A 19,052-nucleotide genomic window follows, 5' to 3' on the forward strand; every position below is an offset into this window, starting at 1 on the left:
ATCCCAAGCAGTCACTTGGGATTTTTATTGGTTAACCGTTTAACTAAGTGTCTGTTAACTAAGTACCTATTAACTAAGTGGCTGTCAATTAAGTGCTTAGCAATTCTCTACGTGGCACTACTTTCAGTATCAAATGACTCTGCCAATATGACACCACCATCTTCTTTGGTAATCATCACCGTCGCTGAGCGAGGTATACTGCCTCCAGCAACCGCACCCCAATTGTCTGGATGTTGAATATTAATAAAGAGGGTTTTAAAGTCAGGTGTCAAGACAATACCCGTCACTTCGCAGCCTTTAGGACCGACAAAGAAACGCTTGATATTGTCGTTACTGGCAGGCATACCCACTCGCGTTTGTTGTCCTGCTGAGGTAGTCACGGTTGTACCATCACTCACTTTACCGGGTAGTGCAGCCAGTAACATGCAGCTAGTGGTATCGGTATAAGCGCCGTCATCCGTCTGTATCCACAGTACGCCACGCGGATCGAAGTACAATCCATCTGGGGAAGACAAATCGTTGCTGTCGCTAAGTCCTGATAAGTTTTCGGCACTCAAGTCACTTGGCGCAGCAAACAGATAAATGTCCCACTCAAAGCTTGTCGCTGCATGATCACCGCCTGCTTCTGCCCAGCGAATGATATGACCATTTTTATTACCGCTTCGCTTACCATTTGCTTGATAACTACGTGGGTTAGAGGCTGAAAGCGGTTGATCATCTCTGACACCGCGATTGGTATTGTTGGTCAAAGTGATATATACCTCGCCTGTAATGGGGCTGACTGATACCCATTCTGGTCGATCCATCTTGGTAGCACCAACTTTATCAGCCGCTGCACGGGCAAAGACCAATACTTCATCTTGTCCATTGAAAGGCAGTACGCTATTAGAAGCATCCAAGCCATTTTGGCCATGGACCAGTGCTTTCCATTCACCACTACCATCTTCATTGAAGATGGCGGCATATAACGTGCCTTCATCCAGATACTTATCGCCTGCTTTTAGACCACCGCCGATATCACTATTTGACCATACAGCCTTGGAGACAAACTTATAGATATATTCGCCGCGAGCATCATCGCCCATATAAAAGACCACAGGTTTGCCTTGCTCAACTGGCGCATAGGCACAGTTTTCATGGGCAAAACGTCCCAACGCGGTGCGCTTTTGTGAGATAGAGTTTTGATCAAACGGGTCAATCTCTGTGACATAACCAAAAGTATTAAAGCCATTACGGTAATCTTCAGTGGCATTTGCCCCCACAGCGGTCATATCCCAGCGTGAAAACTCATCTGGTATTGTGGCATCTTTGGCATCAGGAGTGTGCCATAGATATTCCCAGCCAGGGAAGTTTTCTGTTGCTCCGTAACGCACCCGACCGTAGTTTTGCCCAGCGCTTAATTGACTGGCATCTTGCCCACGGGCAAATACCCCTAAGAAGTTTTCTTCGCAGGTCAGGTACGTGCCCCAAGGTGACAATCCTGCGCCGCAGTTATTGTTGATGCCGCGAGTCTGGTGGCCTGTTGGATCAAATTTGGTCTTCACCAAATCAGAGCCTGCTACAGGACCAGTCAATTGCGCGGTCGTACTGCTGGTGACACGGCGATTGTACTTAGAATTTGGTACCATTTCATAGCCTTTGCCATCCGCTCGGCGCGTCATTTCAACCACCGAAACGCCATGACAGTTGACTTCACGGCGCACATCACTGGCAAGGCGACGATTTTGATAGATCGGAGCGGCATCAGCGTCTTCAATGACATGGTAACCAAACGGGCTTAATTCAGCACTATTTACGTATTCGTGATTCAGGACCAGCAGACCGTTTTCTGAGGCTTTGACATCATATGCGTTGCCTTTTTTGCCAAAGAACCACATACCATCATGATTGTCGCCCATGCGCCATTCAAATGACTCTGCTGATTGCTCGCGGTTGTCTTTCCAGTCCTCAATACCAGAGATGAGTGGCATGCCTAGCGGTAATATCATTTCCGCTTTATAGCCTTCTGCCACAGTTATCATGTCAGCAGTTGAGTGCGCTACTGCCGTAAAATTCAAGGTTTCAGGGCGTGTTAAATCACCTTGTGCAGGGATCGCGGCATCATTGCCATTCTCTACGATAGGGCTACTACTGTTATCATCATCGTCACTACAGCCAACCAAAGGTAGCGCCCCAAAGAACGCGGCAGCCGTCAATCCTGTGCCACCTTTCAAGATGCTACGGCGGTTTAAACGACGACTAATAATGGTCTGAAAGTCGGTATTATTGGTATGGTTCGAATCTTCAACGATTTCGTGGGCGTGCTCTAGCTTATCATTTAATGATGTCATTATCAGTCACCTTGCAGTTGGCTGGATTGGCGTGAAAAAAGGATTGCGGCTTAAAATTTTAACCGCTAAAGTACGAATTACGACTTAGTCTAATGCTAGTTTGTGACAGTACGTTGACATTTTGAAGTTATGCTAACGAAAAGCATTATGATGAGAAATGCACGGACATAAAAAAATCCCAAGCGCTCATTGGAGGCACTTGGGATTTTTGATCAGATTTATTTGAAACGATACGGTATTGCCGAGCTAGAAACTTATCGAACCTGTACCTGCCACTCATGGTCACCCAGCTTTAATGTCAGTTTATCATCTGCCTGCAAGACACCAACACCACTTGGTGTACCTGTCATAATGACATCACCTGCTTGCAAGCTAAAAGCATGGCTAATTTCGGCAAGTAGCTCGTAAACCGGAAATAGCATTAAAGCGCTATCACCATCTTGTCGCAGCTCATCATTGATGGTTAGTTGATAATTTACTTGGCTAAAATCACCAAACGCTTGTGGCTCAAGCCAATCAGCCAATACGCACGCACCATCAAAACACTTAGCACGCTCCCACGGATAGCCTTTTTCTTTCAGCTCGCTTTGCAAGTCACGTAAGGTCAAATCAAGCCCCACCGTCACGCCACCAATAGCCAGCTTTGCTTGCTCAGCAGTGGCCGCAGATAAATCCGCTGCCAGCTGAATACATAGCTCCGCTTCATAATGGGTATCACCATACACCGCTGGGTTGGGACGAACAATATCATTACGCACACTGACCACTGACGAGGCAGGCTTCATGAATAAGATGGGTGATTTGGGGATTTCATTGCCAAGCTCGCGAGCGTGCTCAGCATAATTACGGCCAACGCAAACTACCTTGCCGATGGAAGCTCTGACACTATCATCAAAATTGGCGATACTCGCATCATCATTGACGCTGGCAGCAATCGCATTGACTAAAGACACATGTGGTGATTGGCTCATACTAGGCGCTCACAGTAAATTATTGATATTTTATTAAGGTAGATGTATCGCGCTACCTCACACTAATTTTCTTGATACATCACTACGGAATGGTATTGGTCACTACATCAGGTGGTACATAGCTGGCATGACGATTCATTCTGTTTTCAAACAATCTAAAGCTAAATAAAATCACCCATGACAATAACAGATAAATGATACCAGCAGCAAAAAACAGCTCCATCAAGGTATAAGTGCGCGCACTAATCGTACGAGCGACACCCGTGATGTCCATCAACGCAATGGTTGACGCCAGCGCACTGCCTTTTAGCATAAAGATGACTTCATTACTATACGCTGGAATCACAATACCAAAGGCGCGAGGCAAAGTGATGCGTGTCAGCTTCTGCCACTTTGACATACCAATCGCGTCCGCCGCTTCCAGCTCGCCCACTGGAATCGTTTGAATCGCACCGCGAATAATCTCTGCCAAATAAGCACTGGTATTCATGGTAAAGGCAATGATAGCACACCAATACGCTTGGCTGAGCACCGGCTCCCATAAGAATGAATTGCGTACGGCCTCAAACTGTCCAAGACCATAATAAATCAAAAATATCTGAACCAGTAACGGTGTACCACGAAAAAAGAAGATATAAGAGAAGGGTAATATCTGTACCAACCAGTTTTTTGACAAACGCAATTGCGCTAAAATCAAACCAAAGAACAGCCCGATAATGCCTGAAACAACGACCAGTTGTACGGTCAATACTGCCCCATTGAGTAAGTCAGGAATACTATCAAAAATGACCTGCCAATTCCAATCCATAGTAGCTCTCCTCTATCCTATGGTCGATTGACGGTGGGTTGTTTGACGGCTCAGCTTTTTGGCATAACGTGCCGCTGGATTGGCGCGCCATTCAAGCCACATCATAAAGCCTGTAATCAACATGGTCAGGCCCAAATAAATAATCGCCGCTGCCATATAAAAGGTAAATGGCTGCTGCGTGGATTGTGCGGCACGTGACGACTGATACATAATATCTTTGAGACCAACCACCGATACTAGAGCGGTGTCTTTGAGCAACACCAAAAACAAGTTGCCCAATCCGGGCAACGCAATTTGCCAAACTTGCGGCAAGGTGACACGATAAAATGTCTGAAAAGGACGCATCCCAATCGCTTGCGCTGCCTCGCGCTGACCTATCGGAATCTCTTGGATAGACATGCGAAAAATTTCGGTCGCATAAGCCCCAAACGCAATAGATAATGCCATCACGCCACCCCAAAAGGCACTAATCTCAACATATTCGTTATAACCGAATTTTTTGAGAATCGTCATGAGCAGTATAGAGCCGCCATAATAGATAAACAGTACCAATAACAGCTCTGGAATACCGCGCATTGTCGCTGTATACACAGTCGCAATCTTACGCAGCAGCCAGATATTAGACAGCTTAGCTGTGGCACCGAGTAGCCCTAAAGCCATGCCGATGACTAAACTGGTCATGGCAAGTTTTATGGTGACGGTAGCGCCGCTCAGTAGTAGCGCGCCAAATCCTTGTAAGTCAAACACAATTATCCACTCAGTCTCTTTATATTAGCAATTTGCAAAATATGAGTTAAAAGAATCAGCATCAATGGCTGAGCGCTGCTGATAATCGTATTTTATCCCAAATAGACACAGATTCTTTGTCTCATAGATAGGTTGTTTGTCTCATAGATGGAGGCAAAATCGATACGATTACCACTGCGAAAATTGACACAGTAGAAATGAGCGCTGATTTTATCATAATCGCTGGGCGCTATGTTAATACTCACAGGTAAAAGCTGTGCCTAAATAGACACTTATTTTCTTAAAAATGAGTGAAATCAGCCAGATTGATACAAACCAAGCAGTCAATATTGATAGTTTTGGCGACTTTTATCTTCCAAACACTTTTACAGCAGAACAAAAAAGGATATCGCTATTGAGGCAATATCCCTGTTGTTAAACTATAGTTGGTGAAACTTAAAAAGCCACTCGTTGAGATTTGAAAATTTAACGCTTACTCGGCAGGATTTTCTGGTGTCTTAGCATTAGTACTGGTCTCTGCCGCTGCGCTGCTCGCTGCAACCGCAAAATACTTTTGATTGATTTCATCATAAGTGCCATTGGCTTTGATATTGGCTAACGACTGATTAATTTTCGCTTGTAACGCATCACCTGGGCGCACGGCAATGGCAAAATTATCATTGATATCAATCTCTTCGCCTTTGAGCGCATAATTACTGCCCGATGTCGTACCAAGCCACTCTAAAGCAGGCAGTTTGTCAGAGACCATCGCATCAACGCGCTCTGAACCCAAATCCAAGAACGCATTGCTCAACGTATCATAAAGCTTCATATCAGCTTTTGGATACGCCTTCTCAAGCCACTGCGAAGAGATGGTCGAGCGCTGGGCAGCAATAGAGTGTGAATCAATATCACTGCTATTGCTAGGATCAAAACTACTGTCTTTTTTGGCCAAAAACACCAAGGTATTGCTAAAGTAAGGCTCTGTAAAGCTGACTTGTTGCTCGCGTTCGGGTGTGACGGACATGGCTGCCACAATCGCATCATATTTGCCCGCTTTTAAACCCGGAATGATACCGTCCCAATCTTGCGCAGTGATTTCACAAGTCATTTTCATGTCGGCACAGAGAGCGTTGGCGATATCCACATCGAAACCCCCAAGCGTGCCATCAGCATTGGTATAGTTGAAAGGTGCATACGCCCCTTCAGTACCAATACGCAATACCTCGCCTGTCGCCGCTGTATCTTGAGTGGCTGTATCATTCGCATCATCCTGACCATTACTACAACCTGTCAACGCCAAAAGCATCGACACCGCCATGACAGGTACTGACAAACGGCGTGCCTTTGCCTCATTGCTGACTGAGTTTTTGGCGATTGTACGGTATTGGTCAAAAGGTTTGTTCATGATCGTCCTTGGTATTTACCCGTGAAAATAAAGCCCATCGCTTTGGTTAGGGCGTGTTGCTTGGATTGACCTTGTTACTTTAATTAACAGCTATAGGCAAATATCCATAGCCGTTAATCGCAGCATTTATAGCGCTAAGCTGCCATATCAGTTTGTGGCGGCTTCTGTGGCGATGACAGCATCATCTTCAACCACCATGACTTCTTTTAAGTCAGTGGTTGCCACGGCTTTCTGAGCGGCAGCCGTTGAGCTGGTACCAAAATAGCTGCCAGTGATTTGGTCATAAGTACCATTGTCTTTTAGCTCAGCCAAAGCTTTGTTGAACTTGGCGACCAGTGGATCCCCTTTACGAAACGCAATACCCATCGCATCTTCGTCAGTGCTGATTTCTTGTCCTTTCACTTCGTAGTCTTTACCCGCTTCGGTTTTTAACCAATCAATACCGGTGACTTTGTCAGACATCATCGCTCGCACACGGCCTGACTTTAGATCCAAATAGGCATTGTCTTGGGTGTCATACAGCTTGATATCTGCGTTGGCATGTTCATCTTGCAAATATTGTGAGGCGACGGTTGAGCGCTGTGAAGCAACAGGCTGCCCTTCCAAGTCTCCTACACTAATATCATCGCCTTTTTTGCCGATCAAAATAATGCCGGTATGAAAATACGGATCAGTAAATTCAACCACTTCTTTACGCTCAGGCGTGATGGACATTCCAGCGATAATGGCATCGAATTTTTGCGCGTTCAGCCCTGGAATCAGACCATCCCAGTCTTGGGAAATGACTTCACATTCTGCCTGCATTTGCGCACATAACGCATCGACCAGCTCAATCTCGTAGCCAATCAATTTGCCATCAGCATCCGTATAACTGAAGGGTTTGTAGCTTGATTCGGTGGCGATTTTTATGCTCGTCGGCGCATCGGTCGCGGTATCAGCCGCAGCGCTATCCGCTGGTGTTGAGCTATTGTTACAACCAGCCAGCATAAGCATGGCGGCACTTAATGGCGCAAGCCAAAGTGTCTTGGTTTTTAGCATTTTGGTTTTGTGTGATGATGTCATGGATATTGTCATGTTTGCTATTCCCTCATGTTGCAATCAGAAGATGATGAACCAATAGAAAGTTACTGACCAAAGTTCGCTTGCTCAAGACGTGCCAGCTCACCATTACTACGGATTTCGCTCAATGCTTTATTAAAATCGTCTCTCAGTGCATCACCCTTACGAACCGCAATGGCAATATTATCGTCATTGTCAATTTCATCACCAACGATACCAAAGCCTTCAGGGTTGTCTGCCAACCATGATTTGGCAGATACTTTTTCAGCCAATACCGCATCGCTACGACCAGACTTTAGATCCAAATACGCATTGTCGTAATTGTCATACAACTGCACGGTATTGCCGTCTTTGCCTTCGTAATTGTCTTGTAGATAAGCGCCAGGCGTGGTTGAACGTTGTCCACCTAGTGTCAAGCCTTGAATCGCCATAGGATCAAATTTGCCATTTGTATCCGTCAGCCACACCATCGTGTTGGAGAAGTAAGGCTCGGTAAAATCGACCTTTTCTTGACGTTCAGGGGTGATCGACATACCCGCCACAACCGCGTCATATTTTTGTGCCAATAGACCAGGGATAATGCCGTCCCAATCTTGGGCGACGATTTCACATTTGGCTTGCATCTGTTTACATAAGGCATTGGCAACGTCGATATCGTAGCCTGCCAAACTGCCATCAGCATTGGTATAATTAAAAGGAGGGTAAGCGCCTTCGGTCGCGATACGAATGGTCTTGCCAGACGTCTCTGCTGCCGATGCATCCGCATTGGTATCGGTGGCGTCATTAGCAGGTTGACTGCAAGCACTTAGCATCAACGCGGCGGTAATGGTCATTGATGACCACAATAGGCGAGAATTCGACATCGTACATTCCTTAAATTCTGATGGGTTTTAATGTAGGGTTCTGATATGTTGTTCTCTGACGTTCCTGCCAGACAAGCACGATAGGTAGTAGGAGATACCAGCAGCCATCATTATCGGCCACCTGTAAGCATTCTGATAATACCTGAGTAAAATATCAAAAACAAACATTTTACATACCGACTGTCATTAAAGTGTAATAAACCGTCAGCTGTCATTATCGTGCAGTGGTTTCATTTTTTAGAGGATTTTAGAATGGCAAGCTTAGGATGGCAGAAATGTCACCATCCTAGATTTTTGCATAATGGCTATTTTTAAATAAGGATTGAATTGAGGGCACGCTCTAGGTTTGACGATGCGACGCCATAAAGTCTTTGACACGCTCAGAGGTAGGATTGTCAAAGACCTGCTCAGGTGTACCGATTTCCTCAACCACACCTTGGTGTAAAAACACCACTTTACTCGATACTTCTCGGGCAAAGCGCATCTCATGGGTAACGATCAGCATGGTACGCCCTTCTTCTGCCAACTCACGCATGACTGCCAACACTTCATTAACCAGTTCAGGATCTAAAGCTGATGTTGGCTCATCAAACAATAACACCTGCGGCTGCATGGCAAGCGCACGGGCGATGGCCACACGTTGACGTTGACCGCCAGACAAGTTCGCTGGATAAGCGTCTTTCTTGTCCAGTAGACCTACTTTGTCTAGCAGTTTTTCAGCATCGCTAATGGCTTGGGCTTTTTTGATCTTGAGGACTTGCGTTGGCCCTTCAATGATATTTTGCAAAATCGTCTTATGCGGCCACAAGTTAAAGTTCTGGAATACGAATCCCACGCGGGCGCGCAAACTTTCTAGCTGCTTAACATCCGAGGCTTGCAACTCGCCTGACTTTGCAGGTTTTAGCATTAGCTCTTCATTGCCGATCAGGATACGACCTTGGTTCGGATTTTCGAGCAAATTAATGCAGCGTAGCAAGGTGGATTTGCCTGAGCCAGATGAACCCAAAATAGAGATCACATCGCCATCGTAAGCAGTGAGAGACACCCCTTTTAGCACTGCCAATGAGCCGTAGCTTTTATGGATGTCTTGTAAATCTAAGGCGATAGGCCGAGTCGGATTTTTTTCGATATCAAGCATGGTTTAGCAGACTTCCAATAAATATGAGTGAAAACGTGAGTGAAAAATAACCATATTGTCTCTTATTACGCAGTAAAAAGGCAAATCTTGTATAGACTAGGCGGGTTACCAAGTCGGTTAAGCGTCTGTATGTCACTGACATAAAAAAGCCCAGACTGTCTTGACAGCGCTGAGCTTTATTTTATCACTTAAACTGACTGGGCGTGGTTTTATCTAAAATGACTTTGTCCAAAAGTGTTTTTTTAAACAGTACCAACGATTTCAGAATTACAGTTTAAATAGTCACTGTTTAAATAGTCACAGTGTAAATAAGTACGACCTAATAGGTTGAAACATGTTCTGAGCTTTCAGTGCCATCTAGCATCTCTGAGTCATCAGCAGTCGCCACCGCTACATCATCATTATCACTTACTGCTATACCGTCAGCGCTAGCAACAGCCACATCGTCATTTGCACCAGCCACAGCAACGTCACTGTTTGCCGTTGCAGTACCAGTGGCCTCTTCTTCCACCGCTGTTTGTGCATCAACTGGCGATTCAGTTTCCGTTGGTGATTCCTCCTTGTTGCCGCAAGCACTTAGCGTTAATGCCGCTGCGACCAATCCAACCGTCAACCAGCTTTTATTGATACTGCGATTTGTCTTAGCCATTTCTATTCTCCATTCATTTTCATTATGCTGATGTTATGAGCAACTATCTATTTATTGTCGATAGCTTTGGCTCATCGTGTTGATACTCACTATACTAATGATTGGTCGTGGCTACCTTAGTAGTTACAGCGCAGTTCTGTTAGAGGTACGTAACGGCACACCCGCTTTTTGACTGGTCTTTAGTGATACTGATATCCTAGTCCAGTCACTTTTAATGAAAAGTCACACAGTATGGTAGGCATAAAAAAGTCGCTCATAAATGCCTTATAAAGCAGGGGTTGTTCACAAAATCGTCTTTACTATCGGGGCAATCTCCTCTATGTTAAGTAGCGTAGTACCCTATGGGTGCTGAAGTTTCTTTGCACTAATTTTGCTAAAACTTCGCCTTATTGGCGCTTGTATTTTTAAAACATTTATCACTATAAGGAAAATAATTTATGAGTCAATCGAATACCACAGACATCGTCGCCTATATGCAATCTGTCGGCAAACAAGCACGAGCAGCCTCGCGCGCGCTTGCCGCTGCCAATACGGGCGACAAAAATTCAGCGCTTATGGCGATTCATGAAGTATTAAAAAACGCCAAAAAAGCTATTTTGGCCGCCAATAAAATCGATATGGACAATGGTAAAAACAATGATTTGGATGCCGCCTTACTTGACCGTTTAGAGTTAAACGACGCGCGATTTGACGGTATGCTACAAGGTCTAAAAGACGTCGCTGCCCTGCCCGATCCTATTGGTGAAGTCACGGATATGACTTATCAGCCCTCTGGAATTCATTTGGGTAAAATGCGTGTGCCACTTGGCGTGGTTGGTATGATTTATGAGTCGCGTCCTAACGTAACGTTAGAGGCCGCTTCATTGGCATTAAAATCAGGCAACGCGATTATCTTGCGTGGCGGCTCTGAAGCATTTGAATCCAATCAAGCGATTGCCAAATGTATCTTAGAAGGTCTACAGAAAGTCGGTCTATCGGAGCACAGCGTACAAGTACTACAAACGACCGATCGCGCTGCTGTTGGCGAGCTGATTACCATGACCAACTATGTCGACGTCATCGTGCCACGTGGCGGCAAAGGTCTCATTGAGCGTATCAGCCGTGATGCCCGCGTACCTGTGATTAAGCATTTAGATGGCAACTGCCACACCTTTATCGATAGCGATGCAGATGCTGACATCGCCATTAATGTTAGTGTCAATGCCAAAACCCATCGCTACGGCACTTGTAATACCATGGAAACGCTATTGGTCGATGAGACAGTCGCCAACGAGCTACTGCCAAAGATTGCTGAAGCGATCATAGCAGCTGATGATGCGATGCAATTGCGCCTTGATGAGCAGTCACAAACCATTTTAAATGACAATGCGATTCTTAAAGGCCATCTGTCTGCCGCAACTGCTGAGGACTGGGATACTGAATATCTAGCGCCTATCTTAGCGGTAAAAGTCGTCTCAGGCATCGATGAAGCGATTAACCATATCAATACCCACGGCAGCCATCATACTGATGTCATCATTACTGACAACTATACTAAGTCTCAACGTTTCATCCGCGAAGTAGATTCAGCGAGCGTAATGATTAATGCCTCTAGCCGTTTTGCCGATGGTTTTGAGTATGGGCTGGGTGCTGAGATTGGTATTTCGACTGACAAAATTCATGCCCGTGGCCCTGTTGGACTAGAAGGTCTTACCTCACAAAAATGGATCGTTTATGGTCATGGTGAGACACGCGCTTAACTGATACCAAACCCAAAAAATACGATTAGCCGCTATCCTCTCACGTCACGTATAATCTATAAAAAACGTCAGCCCAATAGCTGGCGTTTTTTTATTAGCGTCGAATATGTGACGCAAGCACCATAAAATATAACTACCATAAAACATGTGGTCTCCTCACTGAGACCTTTTATAGGAAACTGAGCCTATGCAAAGTGGCAAGATTAAACGTTGGAACCAAGATAAAGGTTATGGCTTTATCGATGTGGATAATCAGAGTGAAGATGTGTTTTTTCATGTGAGTAAAGTTCGCTTGTCGCAGCCCATTAGCGTTGGCCAAAAAGTCTACTTCAATAGTGAACGTAATGATAAAAATCAATTACGGGCAACCGAAGTTACTTCTAACACATTGAGTATTTTAGACACCTCAGTATCGGATCTCACACCTCACGATTCAAATACTAGCCGTCAAAATCACGCTAATAATAGACCATACCAGAGTCGTCGTGACCAGAACCATCAGCGCGGCGGCCATTATAAAAGAAGCGCCTTATCAACCTTATTCAGTCTAATAGCACTCATCGCTGTCGCGGTTTACTTTTTTGGTGATATAAACTCTGCTTTTTTTGCTGAAGATAATGCGCAAACCTCACTAACTCATTCTGCATCTGAAAACTCAAATCAAGCCGCAACTACCGGTATAACGAGTGATGCGCAAATAGATCACACTATTGCGCTTATTCAGCAAGGCGGGCCTTTCCCTTATCCGCAAAAAGATGGCACGACCTTTTATAATCGCGAAGGCAGACTGCCAGCACAGTCGCAAGGCTACTACCGCGAATATACGGTTCCTACTGTTGGAGTGTCACATCGCGGCGCACGGCGTATTGTCACAGGTGGCCATCCACCAACCGTTTACTATCTGACCGTTGACCATTACGATAGCTTTAGCAGACTACAGGTAAAATAATATGAACCAAGCCATCCACTATGTTAATCAAGACCACGTTAATCAAAATCACATTAACCAAAACGGTACACCACTAGCTGTGGCCATTCCTCCTCAGGCTGTTACCATACCCGCGGGCGACACACTCGACAAAACCGCGCTATTGACGAATCTTGCCCTTGCCTGTGATTTTCCCAGTTATTTTTCGTACAACTGGGACAGCGCATGGGACTGTCTAACCGATAGTGAGGTGGTACACCTAATGCTCGATTTGACGATGGTAAAGAAGATAAACACCGAAGACTTCAATATCTTTAAAAGCATTATTGAAGACGCCTATAGAGATTTTGGCAAACCACAATTGTGGATCATTGTGGCATCTGAAGGTAAAGCCTAGCTCTTGCAAGCCTATTTATTAGAGGATCATTCACCACTAGTCAGTGACAATTATTCGTAACCACAGAAACCTAAATTCGAGATAAAGCCATATTTATCCCGAATTCAGGTTAATTTATTTGTATAAAAAGGATTAACCTATGGAAATTACTTTAAATGGCTATTACACGCTGATATTGGCCACTTTAGTACTCTTACTTGGGCGTGTTTTGGTAAAAAAGATTAAATTCTTAGAAGACTTTAATATTCCAGAACCTGTGGCTGGGGGCTTGGTTGCAGCGATTGTGGTGTATGTTCTCAATATCGTTTGGGGGTATAGCTTTAACTTTCATCAAGGGTTGCAGACCGCGACCATGCTGATGTTCTTTGCTTCTATCGGTCTCAGTGCTGATTTTAGCCGCTTAAAAGCAGGTGGAACGCCGTTATTGATTTTTACCATCGTGGTGTCAGTATTTATTGTACTACAAGATATCGTTGGTGTAGCAATGGCAAGCGTACTGGGACTTGACCCCTTACTTGGACTAGTCACAGGCTCGATCGCACTAACTGGTGGTCATGGTACGGCAGGTGCTTGGGGTATTACCTTAGAGCAAGAATATGGTGTGGTGGGTGCGACGACATTGGGTATCGCAGTGGCCACTTATGGTTTGGTCGCTGGTGGTATCGTGGGTGGTCCGGTGGCACGTCGTTTGATTCAAAGACTTGGTCTAAAACCGACGCTTGCCAATCCCAACCCTAGTGATATCGAAAAAGTCGCTGGCGCTCAGTCGCTATATAGCACCAAGCATGATGAAGATTCAGCGCACAGCAATAAAGAAATTTTTGAAAGACCTGATAGTATGCGTTTTATCACGGCTTCTTCTACGATTGAGACGTTAGCACTATTTGCAGCAGCGTTGGCTTTTGCCGATGTGATGACGCTTGTGGCCCAAGATACATGGTTTGAGCTGCCTACCTTCGTTTGGGCATTGGCAGGTGGTGTCATCATTCGTAACGTCTTAACCACTGTGTTCAATTTTGATATGTTTGACCGCTCGATTGATGTGTTTGGTAACGCCTCTTTGAGTCTATTCTTGGCAATGGCATTGCTATCCTTGAAGCTATGGCAGCTGACTGATTTGGCAGGCCCTGTCTTGATTATCTTGCTGGTGCAGACCCTCATTATGATAATTTATGTCTACTTTATAACCTTTAAAGTCATGGGGAAAGACTACGATGCAGCGGTGCTGTCAGCAGGTCATTGTGGTTTTGGTATGGGTGCAACGCCAACGGCGATTGCCAATATGCAGGCGGTCACTGATCGTTATCTGCCCTCACCTAAAGCGTTTTTGATTGTACCGATGGTTGGTGCTTTTTTCGTTGATATCGTCAATGCTACGGTATTGCAGATATTTACCAAATTGCCGTTTATGTGATTATAGTCAATCCCACCTAAAAGTGTTATAAACTAATTATTAAACCCAATTGTTATCATAAAGACCATGACTTACTCACTCGATTTTCGTAAACAAGTACTAAAAAGTTTAGATGAGGGTATGACCTTTGCCGAGGCGGCTGAGTTCTACAATCTGAGCCCAACCACTATACAGAACTGGAAGAGACGTGTTCACAGCAAAACAACCAGACAAACCAAGCCTTATAAAATACCAGATCAGACACTACTTGATGACGTTAAAAACCATCCTGATGATTACCAGTATGAGCGAGCACGTCGTTTGAACTGTAGCAAAACTGGTATTTACCACGCCCTAAAGCGTCTTGGCATCAGTCAAAAAAAAGACATTAGCGCATCCAAAAGCGTGTCCAATAAAAAGAGCGACGTATCAGAGTAAGCTTGATCGCTTCATACAGCGAGGCTATCCCATTGTGTATATGGACGAAAGCGGTTTTGAAAGCCAGACCATTCGTCCTCATGGTTATGCACCGATTGGTAAGCCTTGTATTGATCGTTACAACTGGCAAGGTAAAAAGCGAACCAATGTTATCGGTGCTCTCTATGAAAAGATGCTGTTTGCGCTTGATTACTTTGAACACAACATTAATAGCGGCATATTCTATCACTGGTGCAAACACACGCTAATACCAAGTCTTAAAACCAAATGCGTTATTGTAATGGATAACGCCAGATTTCATAAGAGCAAACGCATTCAAAAGCTACTGAACAGGCACGGGCATCGCATTCTTTGGTTACCACCTTATAGCCCTGACCTAAACCCTATCGAGAAGAAATGGGCACAGGTGAAGTTTCTACGTCAAGGCTGGATGGAAAATGACTTATCCAAATTGTTTTATGATATTTGTCCTAGCTATAACACTTTTGTTTTGAACTGACTATAGTTAAATAATAAAGAAAAACTAATAAAAAGGCTGAGCTACGCTATCGTAACTCAGCCTTTTTATTAGTTATTTTTATGCTTTCTGCAAAATTATCATTCATTAAATTATCATGCGCTTCACAGCCGAATAATAAACAACCAAAAAATGAATTACTAAAATCAGGCTGGAAGACTATTGGTTTTGGTTGACTATCCGTTTCTAAAAAAGCTCTTACTTTATTGATGATCTGCCTGCTAACCTCAAGACTTTCATATTCAGACTCGTATGACTCTAAATCACCTTTTATAAAACTTTCTCTTGCGCTAACTAAACACTCTTCTACCCATTCCTCTTCATCATTCAATAAAGTTTTTCTAGTTTTAAGCCACTTGTCGTAATTTGCGTGATATATAGCATACCAAATCCAGTCCCATGACTCGTTGGGGACATCATCTCCAATCATTTTATCTACTAAGTGATACTCTCCCGCTCTGGCATATTCAGTAGCAATATCTAACTTATCATAATTTTGTGTTGCAACTATTTTAGCTAATACAGTTTTAGCACTTTCAATATGTTTATCTTCGATTAATATCCTCGCTATATTAATCTGTATTTTTTCTATCTCTTCTTTAAACAACGCTTGAGAGTCAAGATTCCTCCAATCATCGACAGTCATATCTTGTTGGATTTTTAGAGACTGCATCAAATAGTTTGACGCTTTTTTATTATCTTTGAGTATTCGATAAGCATAAGCAAGGTTATTATACATCTGCACTAAATGTATAAGATGGCGCTGCTGGTATGCTACTGGTGCTAAAGTGAATTTTTCGATAGTGATTGTTAGACATTGTATATACTCTCGGGCTTGCTCAATAGATTTAAAAGACGTGCTACCCTTTAAAAATAGCATGTTTGATTGCAGCATTTGTGCGTAGCAAGCATAAGGATAATACGACCTCGGCTGCAAAAGTAAGACTTGCTGTTGCAACTCAAGACTTCTTTCATCCTCTCCATATTCGTACATTAGGTAAAAAGCCAAATTATGAGTATTTTCTATCGAGGATTTAGTATGATAAGCTTTTTCTAGATACTCTAAATCTTTATCACTCTCTGGATTTTCAATATAATAAAGCGCAATCATCGCTAGTAACTTATCGTCATCAGGATACTGTTCTAACTGCTCGAGTAATTTATCAATATTATATTCTGTCATGTTACTTATCCTGTAATGACTACTATTTAAGAGTTAGATTGTAAGCCATAATCTATATCATTTTATCATCAAAAAAAAACCGCCTAGCCAAAGCCAAGCGGTTTTTTATTTTATACAACCCTTAATAAGGGCTAACTAACACTTACTGGTTTTTTTCGTAAACTGGCAGCTCTTTGCAGATTGCTTCAACTTTACCGCGTACTTCAGTCGCTACCGCTTCATCACCACGGCTGTCTAGTACGTCACAAATCCAACCAGCCAAATCACCTGCTTGCGCTTCGTTGAAGCCGCGAGTAGTAATGGCTGGTGTACCGATACGGATACCAGACGTCACGAATGGGGATTTTGGATCGTTTGGCACAGCGTTTTTGTTCACAGTAATGTGTGCTTCGCCAAGCCATTTATCGGCTTCTTTACCGGTCATTTCTTGCTTAACCAAGCTAATAAGCATTAGATGATTTTCAGTACCACCAGAGATGATTTCATAACCGCGCTCTTGGATGACTTTCGCCATGGCTTGCGCGTTTTTAACCACTTGCTGTTGATACGTTTTAAAATTATCTTCTAACGCTTCTTTAAAGCAAACCGCTTTTGCCGCGATGACATGCATCAACGGGCCACCTTGGTTGCCCGGGAATACGGCAGAGTTTAGTTTTTTGGCAAGCTTCTCATCACGCGATAGGATCATACCTGAGCGTGGGCCACGTAGGGTTTTGTGCGTAGTAGTTGTGACAACGTCAGCGAAAGGTACTGGCGTTGGATATACACCGCCAGCCACTAGGCCAGCGACGTGTGCCATATCGACCAATAGATATGCACCTACTTCATCTGCGATGTCACGGAAACGCTGCCAATCGACTACTTGCGAATACGCTGAAAAACCAGCGATAATCATTTTTGGCTTGTGCTCACGTGCCAAGCTATCTACTTGGTCATAATCGATAAGACCAGTACCATCTACCAAGCCATACTGTACAGCATTGTAGTTCAGACCTGAGAAGTTGATGTGTGCGCCATGCGTCAAGTGACCCCCAGCGTCTAGGCTCATGCCAAGTACGGTGTCATTGGCCTCTAGTAATGCTAAAAATACGGCAGAGTTTGCTTGGCTGCCTGAATGTGGCTGAACGTTGACATACTCAGCACCGAACAGCTCTTTTGCACGGTCAATGGCCAATTGTTCAACGACATCTACATGCTCACAACCACCATAGTAACGCTTACCAGGATAGCCTTCAGCGTATTTGTTAGTTAGGTCAGTGCCTTGCGCTTCCATTACTGCTTGTGAGCAGTAGTTTTCAGAGGCAATCAATTCGATGTGATTTTCTTGACGAACGCTTTCTGCGGCCATCGCTTCAGCAAGTACTGGATCAAAATCTTTGATAGAAATATCTTTAAACATAGTAATGTCCTAAGTAGTGACTGTCGTTGGAAATATCATTGAAAAAAAAGCTGATAGCATGCCCACAATAAAACGAATACTGCGTCAACGTCGCTCGACGTATCATTGATACCTCTGCACTCTGTTTTTATCTACGCTGTTTTATGGTATGACCATTATTGTAAATGGAGGCTATTAGCAAAGATTAAAATAAGCGTAAACGCAGGCAATACACCTGCCATTAACTTGACCGATTCGTTAATAAAATCGATATACGTTTGCATCGATATCATCGCGAAAGCGTAAGTGTAACATGAAAATTTGGGCAGCGAGCGCAAAAAAGCCCACCTTAAGATGAGCAAATTAAATGGCTATATCACATAAATAAATAACGTGCGATTTTATATAGAATTAAATCATAGACAGTTATCAATAATTTGAAAAACAGCCATTTTGGAAGGTCTATTTTTTGCACGACACACTAATTTATAGATACATAGACTTCATTAAAACATGACTCTAATAAAATAAAGATAATAAACTATTGAATACTGACCAATGGCTTCGATACCCAACCTTCACCTTTGTCACTCTCCACATGGTAGTAGCCATTTTGCTCAGTACCCATATATATCATGATGTCCTGCTGAGCTAGGATAGCGATAGGGCTAGAAGACTTATTGGCCTGCGAGTAGAGCTTAGTGCTTTGTAATTTGCCAGATAATATAGAACCAGAAACTGGCTTTTCTTTGCTGGATTGGTTGCTTTGGTTATTTTGATTGACTAAGTCTGTAAAACCCATATCTTCACTTAAATTAGACACAGACTGTTTACTACCCCTAATGCTATCGGCCGTTCTACCGATTGAGCTAATGGTACTTTGTGCCTCATAAATACTATCCAAAAAACCAGCGTTTGCATTGATAGACAAACCAAACATAGCGGTACTAACCGCTAGCAAAATTGCAGATTTCGCAAACAAGGATAACAATGGGTTTTTGACGCTCATAGGAAGTTCCTGATGTTAAGAAAAGTATAGTAATGTTACTAAATTGTATTTATACCATATTCTCAAATTACCAGACAACTGTTAATTTATTAATCAATGATTAGCTGTGTTTTTATAT

Annotated in this window: 18 protein-coding genes; 6 read left to right on the forward strand and 12 right to left on the reverse strand. The window is 43.6% G+C overall.

The features are described 5' to 3' along the window. Positions 1 to 107: 107 nt before the first annotated feature. From JMY02_RS07470 to JMY02_RS07510, 9 genes are all read right to left on the reverse strand, one after another. Positions 108 to 2,330 carry a PhoX family protein gene (locus JMY02_RS07470; RefSeq protein WP_201596775.1) on the reverse strand — a complete coding sequence of 741 codons (2,223 nt, stop codon included), beginning with the start codon at positions 2,328 to 2,330 and terminating at the stop codon, positions 108 to 110. 254 nt (positions 2,331 to 2,584) lie between these two features. Beyond that, a complete protein-coding gene (locus tag JMY02_RS07475) occupies positions 2,585 to 3,301 on the reverse strand; it encodes a fumarylacetoacetate hydrolase family protein (RefSeq protein ID WP_201596777.1) in 717 nt (238 codons plus the stop codon). Positions 3,302 to 3,383: 82 nt separating this feature from the next. Beyond that, positions 3,384 to 4,109, reverse strand: a complete 726-nt coding sequence (locus JMY02_RS07480) for an ABC transporter permease (RefSeq protein WP_201596779.1) — start codon at positions 4,107 to 4,109, stop codon at positions 3,384 to 3,386. Positions 4,110 to 4,121: 12 nt separating this feature from the next. Then, positions 4,122 to 4,856, reverse strand: a complete 735-nt coding sequence (locus JMY02_RS07485; protein ID WP_201596781.1) for an ABC transporter permease — start codon at positions 4,854 to 4,856, stop codon at positions 4,122 to 4,124. Positions 4,857 to 5,328: 472 nt separating this feature from the next. Continuing rightward, positions 5,329 to 6,156, reverse strand: a complete 828-nt coding sequence (locus JMY02_RS07490; RefSeq protein ID WP_227678445.1) for an ABC transporter substrate-binding protein — start codon at positions 6,154 to 6,156, stop codon at positions 5,329 to 5,331. A gap of 234 nt (positions 6,157 to 6,390) precedes the next feature. Then, positions 6,391 to 7,317 (reverse strand): transporter substrate-binding domain-containing protein, encoded by a 927-nt coding sequence (locus JMY02_RS07495; RefSeq protein ID WP_201596785.1) that lies wholly within the window; start codon positions 7,315 to 7,317, stop codon positions 6,391 to 6,393. 50 nt (positions 7,318 to 7,367) lie between these two features. Next, positions 7,368 to 8,165, reverse strand: a complete 798-nt coding sequence (locus tag JMY02_RS07500) for a transporter substrate-binding domain-containing protein (protein WP_201596787.1) — start codon at positions 8,163 to 8,165, stop codon at positions 7,368 to 7,370. Positions 8,166 to 8,505: 340 nt separating this feature from the next. After that, entirely contained in the window at positions 8,506 to 9,303 is a 798-nt protein-coding gene (locus tag JMY02_RS07505; RefSeq protein WP_201596795.1) for an ABC transporter ATP-binding protein, read from the reverse strand. Positions 9,304 to 9,622: 319 nt separating this feature from the next. Beyond that, positions 9,623 to 9,952 (reverse strand): hypothetical protein, encoded by a 330-nt coding sequence (locus tag JMY02_RS07510; RefSeq protein WP_201596797.1) that lies wholly within the window; start codon positions 9,950 to 9,952, stop codon positions 9,623 to 9,625. 437 nt (positions 9,953 to 10,389) lie between these two features. On the opposite strand from JMY02_RS07510, the gene JMY02_RS07515 reads away from it, so the two are divergent. The 6 genes from JMY02_RS07515 (at position 10,390) to JMY02_RS07540 (ending at position 15,346) form a co-directional block, all read left to right on the forward strand. Then, complete coding sequence (locus tag JMY02_RS07515; protein ID WP_201596799.1) at positions 10,390 to 11,691, forward strand: glutamate-5-semialdehyde dehydrogenase; 1,302 nt, start codon at positions 10,390 to 10,392, stop codon at positions 11,689 to 11,691. 187 nt (positions 11,692 to 11,878) lie between these two features. Next, positions 11,879 to 12,640 (forward strand): ribonuclease domain-containing protein, encoded by a 762-nt coding sequence (locus JMY02_RS13710; RefSeq protein WP_201596807.1) that lies wholly within the window; start codon positions 11,879 to 11,881, stop codon positions 12,638 to 12,640. A 1-nt stretch (position 12,641) separates the two neighbouring features. Continuing rightward, positions 12,642 to 13,016, forward strand: a complete 375-nt coding sequence (locus JMY02_RS07525; protein WP_201596809.1) for a barstar family protein — start codon at positions 12,642 to 12,644, stop codon at positions 13,014 to 13,016. Positions 13,017 to 13,155: 139 nt separating this feature from the next. Beyond that, entirely contained in the window at positions 13,156 to 14,430 is a 1,275-nt protein-coding gene (gltS, locus tag JMY02_RS07530; protein WP_201596811.1) for a sodium/glutamate symporter, read from the forward strand. A gap of 66 nt (positions 14,431 to 14,496) precedes the next feature. Continuing rightward, positions 14,497 to 14,847: an IS630 transposase-related protein gene (locus JMY02_RS07535; RefSeq protein WP_201596813.1), complete on the forward strand. Its 351-nt coding sequence runs from the start codon at positions 14,497 to 14,499 to the stop codon at positions 14,845 to 14,847. Next, positions 14,774 to 15,346: an IS630 family transposase gene (locus JMY02_RS07540; protein WP_201596815.1), complete on the forward strand. Its 573-nt coding sequence runs from the start codon at positions 14,774 to 14,776 to the stop codon at positions 15,344 to 15,346. Before JMY02_RS07535 ends, JMY02_RS07540 begins: the two co-directional genes overlap by 74 nt. A 46-nt stretch (positions 15,347 to 15,392) precedes the next feature. Here the strand turns inward: JMY02_RS07540 and JMY02_RS07545 are convergent, their stop codons facing one another. The 3 genes from JMY02_RS07545 to JMY02_RS07555 all read right to left on the reverse strand — a co-directional run bounded on the left by JMY02_RS07545 (position 15,393) and on the right by JMY02_RS07555 (position 18,934). Beyond that, positions 15,393 to 16,547, reverse strand: a complete 1,155-nt coding sequence (locus JMY02_RS07545) for a hypothetical protein (protein WP_201596817.1) — start codon at positions 16,545 to 16,547, stop codon at positions 15,393 to 15,395. Between the two features lie 142 nt (positions 16,548 to 16,689). Next, positions 16,690 to 17,946: a serine hydroxymethyltransferase gene (gene glyA / locus JMY02_RS07550; RefSeq protein WP_201596819.1), complete on the reverse strand. Its 1,257-nt coding sequence runs from the start codon at positions 17,944 to 17,946 to the stop codon at positions 16,690 to 16,692. 520 nt (positions 17,947 to 18,466) lie between these two features. After that, complete coding sequence (locus JMY02_RS07555; protein ID WP_201596821.1) at positions 18,467 to 18,934, reverse strand: SH3 domain-containing protein; 468 nt, start codon at positions 18,932 to 18,934, stop codon at positions 18,467 to 18,469. Positions 18,935 to 19,052 lie beyond the last annotated feature (118 nt).

Origin of the sequence: Psychrobacter vallis (assembly GCF_904846715.1) — a bacterium.
GTDB lineage: Bacteria > Pseudomonadota > Gammaproteobacteria > Pseudomonadales > Moraxellaceae > Psychrobacter > Psychrobacter vallis.